This window comes from Mycobacterium sp. Dal123C01 (assembly GCF_052566995.1).
In genome coordinates this window covers 4475888-4492663 of sequence record NZ_CP199580.1, presented here as the reverse complement: position 1 = coordinate 4492663, position 16776 = coordinate 4475888, and the positions used below count along the sequence as shown (strand labels likewise).

The following is a 16776-nucleotide window of genomic DNA, read 5'->3' as shown; positions in this document are numbered from 1 at the left end:
ATCAAGGCAGGCCGGGCGGCCGAAGCGCGGCGAATTCGTCGGTGACCCGCAGCTGCGAATCGGTGAAGTGGTACAAGGCGGCCGGTCGGCCGCCGCTGCGACCCGACTGCGCGATGGTGCCGGTTTGGGTGATCACGCCGCGGCGGACCAGTACCCGCTGCAGATTGGTCGCGTCCACCTGATAGTCGAGCGCAGCGCCGTAGATGTCGCGCAACGTGGAGAGTGCGAATTCCTTTGGTGCTAAGGCGAACCCGATGTTCGTATACGACATCTTGGCGACCAGTCGGGTGCGAGCGTGCGTCACCATCGGGCCGTGATCGAACGCCATCGGAGGCAGCGAACTCACCGGGTGCCACCGGGTGTCCGAGGGCAGCTCCGGGGTGGCGGGGAAGGGCACCAGGCCCAGGAAGGTCGACGCGATCACCCGCTCGCCCGGCACGCGGTGTGGGTCGGAGAACACCGCGAGCTGCTCCAAGTGGGCCAGCTCTTGCAGATCCACCTTTTCGGCCAGCTGGCGACGTACGGAAGTGGTCATGTCCTCGTCGTTGCGCAGCTGGCCGCCCGGCAGCGACCAGGAGCCTCGTTGCGGATCGCGGGCACGCTCCCATAACAGCACGTTAAGCTGCGGTTTTCCCGTCCGGGAGGCTCCCTTAACCTGCTCGGTGGCCTGGCGAACCTGGAATACGACCGCAAGCACTTCGTGGGCGGTGCTAATATGGGCCATGTTTTCGATTATAAGTCGAAAACCCCACCGGCACTAACACGGCCGAAAGGAGCCGCCGTGACGATCTTGAATCGCATGGACACGCTCGCCGAAGACATGATCGCCAATATCACCAATTCCCACGCCGGCTACGGCGGCGTGGACGGTGATGCGCAGTGGGCCAATGAGATCCGCCGTCTGGCGGAGCTGCGCGGTGCCACCCTGCTGGCGCACAACTACCAGCTGCCCGCCATCCAGGACGTCGCCGACCACGTCGGAGACTCGCTCGCGCTGTCGCGGATTGCCGCCGATGCGCCGGAGGACACCATCGTGTTCTGCGGCGTGCACTTCATGGCCGAGACGGCCAAGATCTTGAGCCCGGACAAGACCGTGCTCATCCCGGATCAGCGAGCCGGCTGCTCGCTGGCCGATTCGATCACACCCGACGATTTACGCGCCTGGAAAGACGAGCACCCCGGCGCCGTCGTCGTCTCCTACGTCAACACCACCGCGGCGGTGAAGGCGCTTACCGACATCTGCTGCACCTCGTCCAATGCGGTCGACGTGGTCGAGTCGATCGACCCCGATCGCGAGGTGTTGTTCTGCCCGGACCAATTCCTGGGCGCCCACGTCCGCCGGGTGACGGGCCGCAAGAACGTGCACGTATGGGCTGGCGAATGCCATGTGCATGCCGGAATCAACGGCGACGAGCTCGCCGCGCAGGCCCGCGCCCATCCCGATGCCGAACTCTATGTACATCCCGAATGTGGTTGTGCGACTTCGGCGTTGTATCTCGCCGGCGAGGGCGCCTTCCCGGCGGACCGCGTCAAGATCTTGTCCACCGGCGGCATGCTCGACGCCGCTCACCAGACCCGCGCCCGTGAGGTTCTGGTCGCTACCGAGGTCGGCATGCTGCACCAATTACGCCGGGCCGCACCGGAAGTCGACTTCCGCGCGGTCAACGACCGGGCCTCATGCAAATACATGAAGATGATCACCCCCGCGGCGCTGCTGCGCTGCCTGGTGGAGGGCGCAGACGAGGTTCACGTCGACCCGGAGATCGCGGCAGCGGGCCGGCGCAGCGTGCAGCGGATGATAGAGATCGGCCAGCCGGGCGGCGGCGAATGATGACCCGTCCCGCTTGGACACACACCGCCGACGTCGTCGTGATCGGCACGGGCGTCGGGGGATTGGCCGCCGCGCTGGCCGCCCATCGCGCCGGCCGCAACGTCGTCGTCCTCAGCAAGGCCGACCAGACCCACGGGGTCACCGCAACGCACTACGCGCAGGGCGGTATCGCGGTCGTGCTGCCCGACAACGACGACTCCGTCGAGGCTCACGTCGCCGACACCCTGGCCGCGGGCGCAGGAATGTGCGATCCCGACGCGGTGCACTCCATCGTCGCCGACGGGTACCGCGCGGTCCTCGAATTGGTCGGGGACGGCGCGCGATTCGACGAATCTACGGCGGGCCAGTGGGCGCTGACCCGCGAAGGCGGGCACTCGCGTCGCCGCATCGTGCACGCCGGGGGCGACGCCACCGGCGCCGAGGTCCAGCGCGCGCTCGACCACGCTGCCCGCACGCTGGACATCCGCACCAGCCACCTGGCGCTGCGAGTGCTGCACGACGGCACGGCGGTCACCGGGGTGGCCGTGAGCAATCCGGACGGTATCGGGATCGTCAGCGCACCCTCGGTGATCCTGGCCTCCGGCGGGCTCGGGCATCTCTACAGCGCGACCACCAATCCCGACGGATCCACCGGCGACGGAATCGCTTTGGCATTGTGGGCCGGTCTCCCGGTCAGCGACCTCGAGTTCATCCAATTCCACCCCACCATGCTGTTCGGTGGCCAAGCCGGCGGTCGCCGGCCGCTGATCACCGAGGCCATCCGCGGCGAGGGTGCGGTATTGGTTGACCGGCAAGGCAATTCGGTCACCGCGGGCGTTCACCCGATGGGCGACCTGGCGCCGCGCGATGTCGTCGCGGGAGCCATCGACGCGCGGCTGAGGGCCACCGGCGATGAATGCGTCTACCTTGACGCGCGCGGTATCGAGGGCTTCGAGGCCCGATTCCCCAACGTCACCGCCGCATGCCGGGCCGCTGGCGTCGACCCCGTCCGGCAGCCCATCCCGGTTGTTCCGGGCGCGCACTACAGCTGTGGCGGCGTGGTCACCGACGTGCACGGTCACACCGAGCTGCCCGGACTGTTTGCCGCGGGTGAGGTGGCCCGCACCGGGATGCACGGCGCGAATCGCTTGGCGTCCAACAGCTTGCTGGAAGGCTTGGTCGTCGGTGGCCGCGCCGGGAAAGCCGCGGCCGCGCATGCTCTGGAGGCGGGGCGGATGCCCGCGACCGCGCCGGAGCCGATTGCCCACACCGCGTCGAAACGCCGCGAACTACAAACCGCGATGACCCGAGACGCGTCGGTCGTGCGCGATGCCGCGGGGCTGCAACGCCTCTCCGAGACGTTGTCGCGGGCGCGGGTTCGCCCTATCGAGGGCCGGCGCGATTTCGAGGATGTGGCGCTGACCCTGACGGCTCGCGCGGTGGCCGCTGCGGCGTTGGCCCGCAACGAAAGCCGGGGCTGCCACCACCGTGCGGACTACCCGGACACCGCGTCGGAGAAGGCCCGCAGCATCGTGGTCCGGTCGGATGACAGGGTGTGTGCCGAAGCGTTGGCGGAAGTGTCATGACGTTGTCCGACGGCGAACTCGCTGTAGCTCTGGACATCGTTCGGCGTGGTCTCGACGAGGACCTGCGTTACGGGCCCGACATCACCACGCTCGCGACGGTGCCCGACGGCGCCGCCGTGGCGGCGATGGTGCCACGGGAGGCCGGCATCATCGCCGGATTGGACGTCGGGTTGCTGGTGCTCGACGAGGTGCTCGGTGCCGGCGGTTACCAGGTGCTCGACCGCGTCGAGGACGGCGCCCGCGTGCAGCCGGGACAGCCGGTCTTGACCGTGCGGGCGCAGACCCGCGGCCTATTGACCGCCGAGCGGACCATGCTGAACCTGATCTGTCACTTGTCGGGGATCGCCACCACGACAGCGGCCTGGGTGGAGGCCGTCAGCGGTACCAAGGCCCAGGTCCGCGATACCCGCAAGACGCTGCCCGGCATGCGCGCGCTGCAGAAGTACGCGGTGCGGATCGGTGGCGGGGTCAACCACCGCCTAGGCCTGGGTGATGCCGCGTTGATCAAGGACAACCACGTCGCGGCCGCGGGATCGGTCGTCGAAGCGCTGCGGGCGGTGCGCGAGGCCGCTCCCGACCTGCCGTGCGAGGTCGAAGTCGACTCGCTCGAACAGCTCGACGAGGTGCTGCCCGAGAAGCCGGAGTTGATCCTGCTGGACAACTTCCCGGCCTGGCAGACCCAGATTGCCGTGCAGCGTCGCGACTCCCGCGCCCCGGCCGTCCTGCTCGAGTCGTCGGGCGGGCTCAGCCTGGAAACCGCGGCGGACTATGCCGGCACCGGAGTGGACTACCTGGCCGTCGGCGCGTTGACCCATTCTGTACGCGTGCTCGATATCGGTCTGGACATGTAGGGCTAGCCACCCAGCAATGAGCGTGCCGCGGGCTTGGCGGCATTGAGCGCGGCCACATCACCGACGATCCGGGACAGGATCAGCGATCCCTCGATCAACGAGATCACGGCCAGTGCCACGGTTTCCGCGTCGTTTCCCAACCAGCCGTCGGAGCGCAGCCGATCCTCGATCGCCGCACACCACCCCGTGAAGGCGCGCGCCGACGCCGCCCGCACCAACGGGCTGGCATTCACCGACTCGGTGGCGATCGGTTCGATGGGGCAGCCGTCGCGGTGGTCGCCGGCCAGCCCCGCGACCAGTAGGTCGATCCAACGATCGACGATGTCGGCCACCGGACGGCCGGTGGACAGGAATCGACGCAGCAGTTGCTCGATGTCGGTGCCGGCGGACTCGACGACCGCCGCGGCGAGCTGCTGCTTGCCCTGCGGGAAGTGGTGATAAAGCGAACCGGCTTTGACACTGGCCACGTCGAGGATTTGGTTGAGTCCGGTCGCCGCATAGCCCTGGCGCCGGAACAACGTGGCGGCATTGTCGATCAGCGCTGCGCGGCTGCGATCGGGTCTCGGCATAGCTCTTGACAATACTTGAATGATCACTCAAGAATGCTGAGATGAGGCAGCTGATTTTCGAGGAAGCCGGGCGATACGCGTGGCGCGAGGTGCCCGACCCGCAGATCACCGCGCCGGAACAGGCGCTGGTTCGGCCGTTGATGGTCGCCTGTTGTGACCTGGATGTCGCGGTTTGCCATGGACGGTTACCGCTGCAGCCTGGTTATGCCGTCGGGCATGAGGGGCTGGCCGAGGTCATCGCGGTGGGTGACGATGTGCGCGGTGTTCAGCGGGGCGACCGGGTGGTGGTGCCGTTTCAGATCAGCTGCGGGACCTGCCGCGAATGTCGCCGTGGCGTGACGGGTTCATGCGGCTCGATGCCGCTGATGGCGATGTATGGCATGGCCCCGATTGCCGGCTTGGACGGTGGCGGCTTCATGTCGGATCTGCTGCTGGTGCCCTACGCCGACGCGATGCTGATCCCGGTCCCCGACACCGTCGAACCCGTCGCGATCGCGTCCCTGTCGGACAACATCCCCGACGGCTGGCGGGCCGTCGGGCCTTATGCCGCGGAACTGGCCCGGCTCGATTCGGCTGACCGCCGCGTCCTGGTGGTCGGCCGGCTATCGATCGGGCTGTACGCGGCGGCCATCGCGGCGGCGCTGGGCGCCCACGTCGACTATGTCGACACCGATCCCCAGCGCCTGGCGGCCGCCGAGAAGCTCGGCGCCACGGTCCACGATCGCGCAAAGCCGGACAAGGCGTGGGACCCGTATCCCGTCACTGTGCACACCAGCGGCGATTCTGCGTTGCTTGCCGCAACTCTGCGCGCGACCTGGGCAGACGGCGTGTGTACCGACACCGGGATCTATCCCGAATACAAGGTGGAAATGCCGTTGCTGCCGATGTACACCCGCGGAGTGCAGTTCATCACCGGACGCGTCAGTGCGCGCACCGTGATCCCGCAGGTGCTCGAGCTGCTCGCCAACGGATTGGACCTGTCGCCGGCCGTCGACCGGGTGGTGTCCTGGGAAGACGCTCCCTCGGTCTGGCCGACGATGACCGGCAAGACCGTCTTCACCAGGGCGTAGGCCCGGCGCGTCCCGTCGAGTGTGCGTCCACGGCGTTGAGCGTGCGTCCTGGGCGGCGAAATCGGCCAAATCACGCCCTGAGCGCACACCCGAAGCCCCCAGCGCACACTGGACGCCGCAGCGGCCGGCTGGTCAGGCGATATCGCTGACCAAAACCGCCATGCGGCGCAACTGCAAGCGCACCAGCCCGGGCAAGCCGGTGCCGTCGGATCCGGCCGGCAGGATCCGGGGATTGATGATGTGCACGTCGCGGCGGGCATAGTGCAGGTCAGCCTGGCCGGCGGCCAGCACATTCTTCACCCAGTCGGTCTTGCCGTGGCCCAGCGCGATCGCCAGCACGTTGCCATTGCGGTAGGTGGTGACGATGGTTTTGTACGGTTTGCCCGACGTGCGGCCGCGATGCTCGACGGTCGCGGTCGCGGTCCCGGGCAGGAAGCGGGCGATCGGTTTCAGCGCCCGGTTGACGTATTTGACCTGGAAGTTCTCAAACCATGTCGGATACACCATCGGAATGCCCGGGGCGTTGTTCGGATGATCCTTTGCGGACATGCCGGCTCCCTTACGGAACGTAGTAAACGCGGGTGTGGGCCTGAATACCGGCACTGTACCGGTCGGTAATTGATTTGAGTTCCTCTGGGACAATGGACGCTGTGACTGCCACACCTTTGCTGGCCCGCATCGACTTGCGGGGTGCCGAGCTGACGGCTGCCCGGCTGCGGGCCGCCCTGCCGCGCGGTGGGGCCGACGTCGAGACGGTGTTGTCGCAGGTGCGCCCGATTGTGCAGGCCGTCGCCGAACGCGGGGCCGAGGCGGCCCTGGAGTTCGGGGCATCGTTCGACGGCGTGCGCCCCGCTGCCGTCCGGGTTCCCGAGGCCGTGTTGCAAGCCGCGCTGGACGGACTGGCGGCGGACGTCCGCGACGCCCTGCTGGTGATGATCGAGCGAACCCGCGCCGTGCACGCGGATCAGCGCCGGACCGACGTCACCACCGTGCTCGCGCCGGGTGCCACGGTCACCGAGCGGTGGGTTCCCGTCGAGCGAGTGGGCCTGTACGTGCCCGGCGGCAATGCCGTGTACCCGTCCAGTGTGGTGATGAATGTGGTGCCCGCGCAGGCCGCGGGTGTCGAGTCGCTGGTGGTGGCCAGTCCGCCGCAGGCCCTCTTCGACGGCTGGCCGCATCCGACGATCCTGGCCGCGGCCCGGCTGCTGGGAGTCGACGAGGTGTGGGCCGTCGGCGGTGCGCAGGCGGTGGCATTGCTGGCCTATGGCGGCATCGACACCGACGGCACGCAACTGGAACCGGTCGACATGATCACCGGGCCCGGCAATGTGTATGTCACGGCCGCCAAGCGGTTGTGTCGGTCGCTGGTGGGCATCGACGCCGAAGCCGGGCCGACCGAGATCGCCATCCTCGCCGACCACACCGCCGATCCTGGGCATGTGGCCGCCGACCTGATCAGCCAAGCCGAACACGACGAGATGGCCGGCAGCGTCCTGGTGACCGCAAGCGTGGACCTGGCCGAGGCCACCGACACCGAAGTGGCGGCCCAGCTGCAGACGACAGTGCACCGCGAACGGGTGACGACCGCGCTGGGTGGACCGCAATCGGCGATCATCCTGGTCGATGACCTGGCTGCCGGCATTAGGGTCGTCAACGCCTACGCCGCCGAACACCTCGAGATCCAGACCGCCGATGCGTCGCGGGTTGCCAGCCAAATACGTTCGGCCGGAGCTATCTTCGTCGGCCCATGGTCGCCAGTGAGCCTCGGCGACTACTGCGCCGGGTCCAATCACGTCCTGCCCACCGCGGGCAGCGCCCGGCATTCCAGCGGCCTGTCGGTACAGACCTTCTTGCGCGGCATCCACGTCGTGGATTACACCGAGGCGGCCCTCAAAGACGTCTCCGGACACGTGGTCACACTGGCCAAAGCCGAAGACCTGCCGGCGCACGGCGAGGCGGTACGGCGGAGGTTCGAACGATGACCGCATCCGAGCCGACGCTGGACGATCTGCCGCTGCGTGACGACCTACGGGGCAAATCGCCCTACGGCGCACCACAATTAGCGGTTCCGGTGCGGCTGAACACCAACGAGAACCCGCACCCGCCCAGCAAGGCGCTGGTCGACGACGTCGTCCGGTCCGTGCAGGAGGCCGCCGTGGACCTGCACCGCTACCCCGACCGCGACGCGGTGGCCCTGCGCACCGATCTGGCCAGTTATCTCACCGCGCAAACCGGTACGGCGCTGGGTGTGGAAAACCTCTGGGCCGCCAATGGTTCCAACGAGATCCTGCAACAGCTGCTGCAGGCCTTCGGCGGGCCCGGGCGCAGTGCGATCGGATTTGTCCCGTCCTATTCGATGCACCCGATCATCTCCGACGGCACCCGCACCGAATGGCTCGAGGCCGCGCGGGCCGACGACTTCACCCTCGACATCGATGCGGCCGTCGCCGCCGTCACCGAACGCAAGCCCGACGTAGTTTTCGTTACCAGTCCCAATAACCCTTCTGGACAAAGCATTTCGTTGCAGGATCTGCGGCGTCTGCTCGACGTGGTGCCGGGCATCCTGATCGTGGATGAGGCGTACGGCGAGTTCTCTTCTCAGCCCAGCGCGGTCGCGCTGGTCGAACAGTATCCGACCCGCCTCGTGGTCAGCCGGACCATGAGCAAGGCGTTTGCCTTTGCGGGCGGCAGGCTTGGCTATCTGGTCGCCACACCGGCGCTGATCGACGCGATGCTGCTGGTGCGGTTGCCCTATCACCTGTCGTCGGTCACTCAGGCCGCGGCCCGGGCCGCGCTGCGGCACGCCGACGACACCCTGGGCAGCGTGGCCACCCTGATCGCCGAGCGCGAACGGGTCGTGACGGCCCTGGCCGGCTTGGGCTTTCGGGTCATCCCGAGCGACGCGAACTTCGTGCTATTCGGCCGATTCGCCGACGCGCCCGCGGCCTGGCAGCGCTACCTGGACACCGGCGTACTGATCCGCGACGTCGGCATTCGCGGCTACCTGCGTACCACCATCGGACTGGCCGACGAGAACGACGCGTTCCTCCAAGCCAGCGCCCAGATCGCCGCCACCGAGCTGGCCCCAGCCGTATCCAGCCCCGCAGGAGCGATCGCAAGCGCGGCGATGCCGCGTGCAGCGGGTCGCGACCATGTATTAGGAGCCCCGTGACCACTCCCGAAACAGGAAAAGCGACCCGTCGCGCACGAATTGAGCGCCGCACCAAGGAATCCGACATCGTGATCGAGCTCGACCTCGATGGCACCGGGCAGGTCCACGTCGACACCGGTGTGCCGTTCTACGACCACATGCTGACCGCGTTGGGTAGCCACGCCAGCTTCGACCTGACCGTGCGCACCAAGGGCGACGTCGAGATCGAAGGGCACCACACCATCGAGGACACCGCGATCGCCTTGGGTCAGGCGCTCGGTCAGGCCCTCGGCGACAAGAAGGGCATCCGCCGGTTCGGCGACGCCTTCATCCCGATGGACGAAACGCTGGCCCACGCCGCCGTCGACGTGTCGGGCCGGCCGTACTGCGTGCACAGCGGCGAACCGGATCACCTGCAACACACCACCATCGCCGGAAGCTCGGTGCCCTATCACACCGTGATCAACCGGCACGTGTTCGAGTCGCTGGCCATGAACGCCCGCATCGCCCTGCACGTGCGGGTGCTGTACGGGCGCGACCCGCACCACATCACCGAAGCGCAGTACAAGGCCGTGGCCCGCGCGCTGCGTCAGGCGGTGGAGCTCGACCCTCGCGTCTCGGGTGTGCCGTCGACCAAAGGCGTTCTGTGACAACACGATCAGTCGTAGTTCTGGACTACGGCTCAGGCAATCTACGGTCTGCTCAGCGTGCGCTGCAGCGGGTCGGCGCCACGGTGGAAGTCACGGCCGACGCGCGTGCGGCAGCAGCTGCCGACGGGTTGGTGGTACCCGGCGTCGGCGCCTTCGAGGCGTGTATGACCGGCCTGCGCAAGATCGCGGGGGAGCGGATCATCGCCGAGCGGGTGGCCGCCGGCCGCCCGGTGCTCGGGGTCTGCGTCGGCATGCAAATCCTGTTCGCCCGCGGCGTCGAATTCGGCGTCGAGACGACGGGCTGCGGACAGTGGCCGGGTGCGGTGACCCGGCTGGACGCCCCGGTGATCCCGCACATGGGCTGGAACGTTGTGCAACCCGGCTCGGGCAGTGGGCTTTTCAAGGGGCTGGACGCGTCCGCCCGGTACTACTTCGTGCACTCCTATGCCGCGCAGCGCTGGGAGGGATCATCGGAAGCCGTGCAGACGTGGGCCACCCATCAGGTGCCGTTTCTGGCCGCGGTCGAGGACGGACCGCTGGCCGCCACCCAATTCCACCCGGAAAAAAGCGGGGATGCCGGTGCGGCCGTGTTGAACAACTGGGTTGAGGGACTGTAGATGCCGCTGATTTTGTTACCCGCCGTCGACGTCGTCGAAGGTCGTGCCGTGCGCCTGGTGCAGGGCAAGGCCGGCAGCGAAACCGAGTACGGCTCCGCGCTGGACGCGGCGCTGAACTGGCAGCGCGACGGTACCGACTGGATCCATTTGGTGGACTTGGACGCCGCGTTCGGCCGTGGTTCCAACCGCGAACTGCTCGCCGAGGTGGTGGGCAAGCTCGACGTGAACGTGGAGTTGTCCGGCGGGATCCGCGACGACGATTCCCTGGCCGCGGCGCTGGCCACCGGGTGCGCCCGGGTCAATCTCGGCACGGCGGCGCTGGAGAATCCGCAATGGTGTGCGCGGGCGATCACCGAGCACGGGGACAAGGTCGCGGTCGGCTTGGACGTCCAGATCGTCTATGAGAATCAAGTGGCCCGGCACCGACTGCGTGGCCGCGGCTGGGAAACCGATGGCGGCGACCTGTGGGACGTGCTGGAACGTCTTGACGGCGAGGGATGTTCGCGGTTCGTCGTTACCGACGTCACCAAGGACGGAACGCTGGAAGGTCCCAATCTCGACCTGCTGGCCCGCGTCGCCGACCGCACCGACGTCCCGGTCATCGCGTCGGGCGGCGTGTCCAGCCTCGACGACTTGCGCGCCATCGCCACTCTCACCGACCGCGGCGTCGAGGGCGCCATCGTGGGCAAGGCGCTCTACGCCGGGCGATTCACCTTGCCGCAGGCGCTGGACGCGGTACGGGTGTAATCCAGTGGATCTCAACGCACTGCTGGCCGAGGCGTCAGCAATCCTCGACGCAGCAGTAGAGCCGTTCGTGGCCGGCCATCGCGCCGACTCGGCGGTTCGCAAGAAGGGCAACGACTTCGCCACCCAGGTTGATCTTGCGATTGAGCGCCAGGTCGTCGCCGCGCTGGAGGCGGCCACCGGAATCGGCGTGCACGGCGAGGAATTCGGTGGCTCGCCCATCGATTCGCCATGGGTGTGGGTGCTCGACCCGATCGACGGCACTTTCAACTACGCCGCGGGATCGCCGATGGCGGCGATTCTCTTGGGCCTGCTGCACGACGGCGAACCGGTCGCCGGCCTGACCTGGATGCCGTTCACCGACGATCGCTACACCGCCGTCGCCGATGGCCCGCTGATGAAAAACGGTGTCGCACAGCCGTCGCTGAGTCACACGAAGCTGGCCGAAAGCCTGATCGGCGTCGCCACGTTCAACGCCGAGTCCCGGGGCCGTTTCCCGGGACGTTATCGGCTCGCGGTCCTGGAGAAGCTGAGCACGGTGTCCTCGCGACTACGCATGCACGGATCCACCGGCATCGACCTCGTCTACGTCGCCGACGGAATACTTGCCGGCGTCGTCAGTTTCGGTGGATTTGTGTGGGATCACGCCGCGGGGGTCGCGCAGGTTCGGGCCGCGGGTGGCACCGTCACCGATGTGGCCGGCCAACTCTGGACCCCCGAGTCGCGGTCGGTGCTGGCCGCGGCCCCCGGCGCCTACGGGGAGATCCTCGAAATCGTGTGCAGCGCCGGCCGACCGGAGGACTACTGACATGTATGCGGGTACCGACCTTGCGGTGCGGGTGATTCCGTGCCTGGACGTCGACGGCGGGCGGGTCGTCAAGGGAGTCAATTTCGAGAACCTGCGCGACGCGGGTGATCCCGTGGAACTCGCCGCGGCCTATGACGCCGAGGGCGCCGACGAGCTGACCTTTCTCGACGTGACCGCGTCCTCGTCGGGCAGGGCGACGATGCTGGACGTGGTGCGTCACACCGCCGAGCAGGTATTCATCCCGCTGACGGTCGGCGGCGGCGTTCGCACCGTGGCCGACGTCGACGTATTGCTGCGGGCGGGGGCCGACAAGGTTTCGGTCAACACCGCCGCGATCGCCCGCCCCGACTTGCTGGCAGAGATGTCACGGCAATTCGGGTCGCAGTGCATCGTGTTGTCCGTCGACGCCCGCACGGTGCCGCCGGGTTCGGCGCCGACGCCGTCGGGCTGGGAGGTCACCACCCACGGCGGCCGCCGTGGGACCGGAATTGACGCCGTCGAGTGGGCCGCCCGGGGCGCCGATCTGGGGGTGGGGGAGATCCTGCTCAACTCGATGGACGCCGATGGCACCAAAGCCGGGTTCGATCTGGCAATGCTGCGCGCGGTCCGCGCCGCGGTTACGGTTCCGGTGATCGCCAGCGGCGGCGCCGGGGCGGTGGACCACTTCGCACCCGCGGTCGACGCCGGCGCCGATGCGGTGTTGGCGGCCAGTGTCTTTCACTTCCGTGAGCTGACGATCGGGCAGGTGAAGGCAGCGATGGCCGCAGAGGGGATCACGGTGCGATGACGCTCGACCCGAACATCGCCGCGCGGCTCAAGCGCAATGCCGATGGCCTATTCACCGCCGTCGTGCAGGAGCAGGGCAGCGGCGACGTGCTGATGGTTGCCTGGATGGACGACGAGGCGCTGGCCCGCACCCTGGAAACCCGTGAAGCCACGTACTATTCGCGGTCCCGCGGCGAGCAGTGGATCAAGGGCGCGACTTCGGGCCACACTCAACAGGTGCGCGCGGTGCGCCTGGACTGCGACGGCGACACCGTGCTGTTGACCGTCGATCAAGTCGGCCCCGCCTGCCACACCGGAGACCACAGCTGCTTCGACGCCGACGTGCTACTGGAACCCGGGAATTAGCGGGGCGCCACGTCCAACCCATTGGCCGCGACTATCGCCGCGCGCGGCCATTCGCGCCGGAAGACGGCCGGCGAGATACGGTCCCGGCGAATGACTTCGAGATCGATGCCTTTGCCGGCAGTGACCGCGTTCGGCACCCGAAAGGAGTACGCCGGCTCCTCGGTGGCAACGGCCAGAATGGCGTCCTTATCCGTGAAGTTGTTGGCGCGCATGGTGTCCTCGGCCCAACGGAGAGGCTTGAGGCCGTCGAAGTTCTTGACGTACACCACCCACAACCGGATGCCGCGGGTGTTGTAGAGCTTGGTGAGCGCTCGGTTCACCGCGTCGTACTCGAGCGGGCCGAGCACACGGGAATTGTCGGTGATCTGGCCGGAGAGCTTGATCGTCGGCTTTGATGGGGCGGATGGTTGGCCGCTCGGCGGCGCAACCGATTGCGCGGCAGCGTTGCTGGTGTCCGGTTGGTTCGAGTCGCCGCCGAGCAGGCGGACGCTGACGAGTACCGCAAGGCCGACCAGCGCCACGCCGACGATCGCCGCGACCGCCATCACCGTGCGCCGGCTGCTGCGCGCTTGCGGCGGTGCGGCCGACGGGGTTTGCGGCGCCGCGATCACTTCGGTCGGGGTCGCGACGGCCTGGGTCGGGGCAGCCGCCTCGGCCGCCTCGATGTTGAGTTGGCTTCCGAGCGCGGCGGCGAAATCCGTACACGTCGGGTAGCGCTCAGCGGGGTTCTTGGCGAGCGCTTTGGCCAGAGCGCCGTCGAGGTCTGCCAATTCGGGCCGGCGCTCGCTGATCTTCGGTGGTGGCGCCGACAAATGTTGTGTGATGACCACCGCCGGATTGGAACCGTGGAACGGCGCGGACCCGGTCAACAGGTTGTACGCGGTGCATGCCAGCGCGTATTGGTCGGCCCGTCCGTCGAGATCCAAACCTTGCAGCTGCTCGGGCGCACAGTAGGCGGTGGTGCCCATCATCATGTTCGTCGCTGTCAGGCCGCTGATTTCACCCAACTCGCGGGCAATGCCGAAATCGGCCAGCAGGATCCGCCGCCGGGGTGTGGCGTCACTGAGCAGGATGTTGGCGGGTTTGACGTCGCGGTGCAGCAGGCCGCGCGAGTGCGCGTAATCCAGCGCGTCGGCCACGGCCGAAATGATCTCGACGACATCGGGTTTCGGCATTCCCGACGGGTACTGGCGCAGCAGCTGTGCGGCGTCGGTCCCCTCCACGTAATCCATCGATATCCACAGTTGCCCTTCGTATTCGCCGCGGTCGTGGATACCGACGATGTGCTCGTTGTATAAGCTCGCGGCGAGGTCGGCCTCCCGGTTGAAGCGTTGCCGAAACTCGAGGTTCTCGGTGAGCTCGCCGGGCAGGATCTTCACGGCGTCGCGGCGGGGCAGCCGCGGGTGCTGTGCCAGATACACCTCGCCCATCCCGCCGGCCCCCAGTCGCCGAACGATGGTGTATCCAGCAAACACCGCGCCTTCGGGTAGCCCATCGGTTTGCGGCATGTGAGCATGCTACTGAGGCGGCGACCGCGGTAACCCGGTAATCGCGCGTCCGCTCGAACACCCACTGGCCGACGATTTCGGTGAGAATGGCAGGCGATGTTGAAACGGGTGTCCTGGAACGTGGTCGTGCCGTTGGTTGCCCTCGTCGCGCTGGCCTTGACCTGGGGCGCGACGCCCGGACCGGCACTCGCCGCGGTGCAGGCTGTACTCCTCATCGGCGCCGTGCTGGCCGCGGTGCACCACGCGGAGGTGGTCGCTGCCCGGGTCGGAGAGCCATTCGGGTCGCTGGTGCTGGCCGCCGCGGTGACGGTCATCGAGCTGGCCCTGATTATCGAGCTGATGGCGTCCGGCGGGAACGAAGCGGCGACGCTGGCCAGGGACACCGCATTCGCGGCCTTGATGATCACGACCAACGGCATCGCCGGGTTGTCGCTGCTGTTGGGGTCTCATCGCTATGGCGTGACGCTGTTCAACCCGCACGGCAGCGGCGCCGCCCTCGCGACGCTCACCACGCTGGCCACCCTGAGCCTGGTGCTGCCCACCTTCACCACCACGCGCGGAGGTCAGGAATTCTCGCCCGGGCAGCTCGAATTCGCCGCCGTCGCCTCGTTGCTGCTCTACCTGATGTTTGTCTTCACGCAAACGGTGCGGCACCGCGACTTCTTCCTGCCGATCACGCAGAAGGGGCAACACGGCCTCTTCGACGATGAAAGCCATGCAGAGCCGCCGACCAGCGCCGCGGCGGGTAGGAGTGTGGGGTTGCTGCTCGCCGCGCTGGCGGCGGTGGTGGGGCTGGCCGAGCAAGAGTCACCGGCCGTCGAGCATTTGGTATTGGCCGCGGGGTTCCCACACTCCTTCGTCGGTGTGGTGATCGCGACCCTGGTGCTGCTGCCTGAGACGCTCGCGGCGGTGCGGGCGGCACGGGCGGGCCGCATCCAGACGAGCCTCAACCTCGCGTACGGCTCGGCGATGGCCAGCATCGGGCTCACCATTCCCGGCATCGCGCTGGCCTCGATCTGGCTCAAAGGACCGCTGGTGCTCGGCCTGGGCCCGACCCAACTCGTGCTGTTCGCGGTGACCGTGGTGATCAGCATGCTCACCGTGGTGCCGGGCAGGGCGACCCGATTGCAGGGCGAGGTGCATCTGGTGTTGCTCGCGGCCTACGTGTTCATGGCAATCGTCCCGTAGCGGCCAATTGTGCTGCACAACACAGGTCCCGGCGCCTTCGCGGTTACTAAGCTGATGGTCTTATGACAGTCGAGGCGCCGGCGCGGTGGGAAGTCACCGACGACGTCGACGTGTTCACGGACATGCTGCGTAACTGCTACCTGCCATTCGCGATGACCGGTACGGACGGCAACCTCGAGATGTTTTCAGCGACCGTGCGAGAGCAACCGCTGGGGCAACTGCGTCTGGTCGACGGGGTGACGTCCCCGCACGGGGGCATCAGAAAGTCCCGGCAAATCAGTGCAACCCCGCGCGATGTGGTCGGACTGCAGTATGTGCTGGCCGGCCGGGAGTTCGTTTATCAGCACGACGACGTTCTCGCCCTGGGTGCGGGCGACCTGATGGTGTGGGACACCGACATCAACGGCGCTTACGAGATCACCGAGACAGTGCACAAACGGACACTGGTTTTGCCGCGCAGCCTGGCCGACGCCCTGCTGCCCGGGTTTCACACCCCGGCAAGCGTGCGGGTCGTGTCGGGGCGTGAACCCGGTTTGGTGCGGCCCCTTTTCGACGTGCTGGCGGTGCTCAGTGAAACGTTGCCGACCATGAGCGCGCAGGCCACCGAGAAGGCGGCGGCGCTGGTGATGCAGATGCTCGCTGACCTCGGTGGCACGGTCCGGCCGTCGCCAGGGCGTCGCGAGGCGCGGGAGCTGTGCGACCGGGTCCTCGGATACGTTGAGGACAATCTCGCCGACCCTGCGTTGAGCCCGGCCGCAGTCGCGGCCGCCCATTTCGTGTCCATTCGCACGCTGTACAGCGTCTTGGAACCGATGGACATCTCATTGGCGGCACACATCCGGGGCCGCCGCCTGGCGCGCTGCTATGCCGACCTCGTCACCAGTGATGATCCGGTCGGTGAAATTGCGACCCGTTGGGGGTTTGCCAGTCTTCCGCACTTCAGTCGTGCCTTCACCAAGCAGTACGGTTTTGCTCCCAGCCGGACCCGTAGAATTGCGTAATCGATTCGCGCAGTCGGACAATCACGTCTGCACAGATGATCAATCGCCCGCGGTAGCTGCTTCCTAATCTGGCTTTCTGTAAGCCGATGGAA

Annotated in this window: 18 protein-coding genes; 14 read left to right on the top strand and 4 right to left on the bottom strand. The window is 67.5% G+C overall.

Annotated elements, in window-relative coordinates:
* Nucleotide 1: 1 nt before the first annotated feature.
* Nucleotides 2-724 carry an NUDIX hydrolase gene (locus ACTXG5_RS21080; RefSeq protein ID WP_445160639.1) on the bottom strand — a complete coding sequence of 241 codons (723 nt, stop codon included), beginning with the start codon at nt 722-724 and terminating at the stop codon, nt 2-4.
* Between the two features lie 57 nt (nt 725-781).
* On the opposite strand from ACTXG5_RS21080, the gene nadA reads away from it, so the two are divergent.
* Genes nadA through nadC form a run of 3 tightly spaced genes read left to right on the top strand, consistent with a single transcriptional unit; the run spans nt 782 to nt 4247 of the window.
* Complete coding sequence (gene nadA / locus ACTXG5_RS21075; RefSeq protein WP_445160638.1) at nt 782-1831, top strand: quinolinate synthase NadA; 1050 nt, start codon at nt 782-784, stop codon at nt 1829-1831.
* Complete coding sequence (locus tag ACTXG5_RS21070; RefSeq protein ID WP_445160637.1) at nt 1831-3396, top strand: L-aspartate oxidase; 1566 nt, start codon at nt 1831-1833, stop codon at nt 3394-3396. The genes nadA and ACTXG5_RS21070 overlap by 1 nt, the downstream gene beginning before the upstream one ends.
* On the top strand, nt 3393-4247 hold the full coding sequence (gene nadC, locus ACTXG5_RS21065; RefSeq protein ID WP_445160636.1) for a carboxylating nicotinate-nucleotide diphosphorylase: 855 nt from the start codon (nt 3393-3395) through the stop codon (nt 4245-4247). Before ACTXG5_RS21070 ends, nadC begins: the two co-directional genes overlap by 4 nt.
* Nucleotides 4248-4249: 2 nt before the next feature.
* On the opposite strand, the gene ACTXG5_RS21060 is transcribed toward nadC, so the two are convergent.
* Nucleotides 4250-4816, bottom strand: a complete 567-nt coding sequence (locus tag ACTXG5_RS21060; RefSeq protein ID WP_445160635.1) for a TetR/AcrR family transcriptional regulator — start codon at nt 4814-4816, stop codon at nt 4250-4252.
* A 41-nt stretch (nt 4817-4857) separates the two neighbouring features.
* Here ACTXG5_RS21060 and ACTXG5_RS21055 point away from each other — a divergent pair, with 41 nt between their 5' ends.
* A complete protein-coding gene (locus ACTXG5_RS21055; RefSeq protein ID WP_445160634.1) occupies nt 4858-5886 on the top strand; it encodes a zinc-dependent alcohol dehydrogenase in 1029 nt (342 codons plus the stop codon).
* Between the two features lie 132 nt (nt 5887-6018).
* Here the strand turns inward: ACTXG5_RS21055 and ACTXG5_RS21050 are convergent, their stop codons facing one another.
* Entirely contained in the window at nt 6019-6435 is a 417-nt protein-coding gene (locus tag ACTXG5_RS21050; protein WP_445160633.1) for a nitroreductase family deazaflavin-dependent oxidoreductase, read from the bottom strand.
* 116 nt (nt 6436-6551) lie between these two features.
* Between ACTXG5_RS21050 and hisD the strand changes: the two genes are divergently transcribed.
* Genes hisD through hisI form a run of 8 tightly spaced genes read left to right on the top strand, consistent with a single transcriptional unit; the run spans nt 6552 to nt 12987 of the window.
* A complete protein-coding gene (gene hisD / locus ACTXG5_RS21045; RefSeq protein ID WP_445164527.1) occupies nt 6552-7868 on the top strand; it encodes a histidinol dehydrogenase in 1317 nt (438 codons plus the stop codon).
* Complete coding sequence (locus ACTXG5_RS21040) at nt 7865-9058, top strand: histidinol-phosphate transaminase (protein WP_445160632.1); 1194 nt, start codon at nt 7865-7867, stop codon at nt 9056-9058. Before hisD ends, ACTXG5_RS21040 begins: the two co-directional genes overlap by 4 nt.
* The gene (gene hisB, locus ACTXG5_RS21035; protein WP_445160631.1) at nt 9055-9687 is read left to right on the top strand and encodes an imidazoleglycerol-phosphate dehydratase HisB; all 633 of its coding nucleotides are present in this window, start codon (nt 9055-9057) and stop codon (nt 9685-9687) included. Before ACTXG5_RS21040 ends, hisB begins: the two co-directional genes overlap by 4 nt.
* Entirely contained in the window at nt 9684-10304 is a 621-nt protein-coding gene (gene hisH / locus ACTXG5_RS21030) for an imidazole glycerol phosphate synthase subunit HisH (protein WP_445160630.1), read from the top strand. Before hisB ends, hisH begins: the two co-directional genes overlap by 4 nt.
* A complete protein-coding gene (priA, locus tag ACTXG5_RS21025) occupies nt 10305-11051 on the top strand; it encodes a bifunctional 1-(5-phosphoribosyl)-5-((5-phosphoribosylamino)methylideneamino)imidazole-4-carboxamide isomerase/phosphoribosylanthranilate isomerase PriA (RefSeq protein WP_445160629.1) in 747 nt (248 codons plus the stop codon).
* Between the two features lie 4 nt (nt 11052-11055).
* On the top strand, nt 11056-11856 hold the full coding sequence (locus ACTXG5_RS21020; RefSeq protein WP_445160628.1) for an inositol monophosphatase family protein: 801 nt from the start codon (nt 11056-11058) through the stop codon (nt 11854-11856).
* Nucleotide 11857: 1 nt separating this feature from the next.
* Complete coding sequence (gene hisF, locus ACTXG5_RS21015) at nt 11858-12643, top strand: imidazole glycerol phosphate synthase subunit HisF (RefSeq protein ID WP_445160627.1); 786 nt, start codon at nt 11858-11860, stop codon at nt 12641-12643.
* Nucleotides 12640-12987, top strand: coding sequence for a phosphoribosyl-AMP cyclohydrolase (hisI, locus tag ACTXG5_RS21010; protein WP_445160626.1), 348 nt, complete (start codon nt 12640-12642; stop codon nt 12985-12987). Before hisF ends, hisI begins: the two co-directional genes overlap by 4 nt.
* Here the strand turns inward: hisI and ACTXG5_RS21005 are convergent.
* Nucleotides 12984-14495: a serine/threonine-protein kinase gene (locus ACTXG5_RS21005; RefSeq protein ID WP_445160625.1), complete on the bottom strand. Its 1512-nt coding sequence runs from the start codon at nt 14493-14495 to the stop codon at nt 12984-12986. The two genes, hisI and ACTXG5_RS21005, sit on opposite strands and share 4 nt — an antisense overlap.
* Nucleotides 14496-14591: 96 nt before the next feature.
* On the opposite strand from ACTXG5_RS21005, the gene ACTXG5_RS21000 reads away from it, so the two are divergent.
* Both ACTXG5_RS21000 and ACTXG5_RS20995 read left to right on the top strand, forming a co-directional pair.
* A complete protein-coding gene (locus ACTXG5_RS21000) occupies nt 14592-15683 on the top strand; it encodes a calcium:proton antiporter (protein WP_445160624.1) in 1092 nt (363 codons plus the stop codon).
* 62 nt (nt 15684-15745) lie between these two features.
* Nucleotides 15746-16684 (top strand): helix-turn-helix domain-containing protein, encoded by a 939-nt coding sequence (locus ACTXG5_RS20995; protein WP_445160623.1) that lies wholly within the window; start codon nt 15746-15748, stop codon nt 16682-16684.
* The last annotated feature ends 92 nt before the right edge of the window (nt 16685-16776 follow it).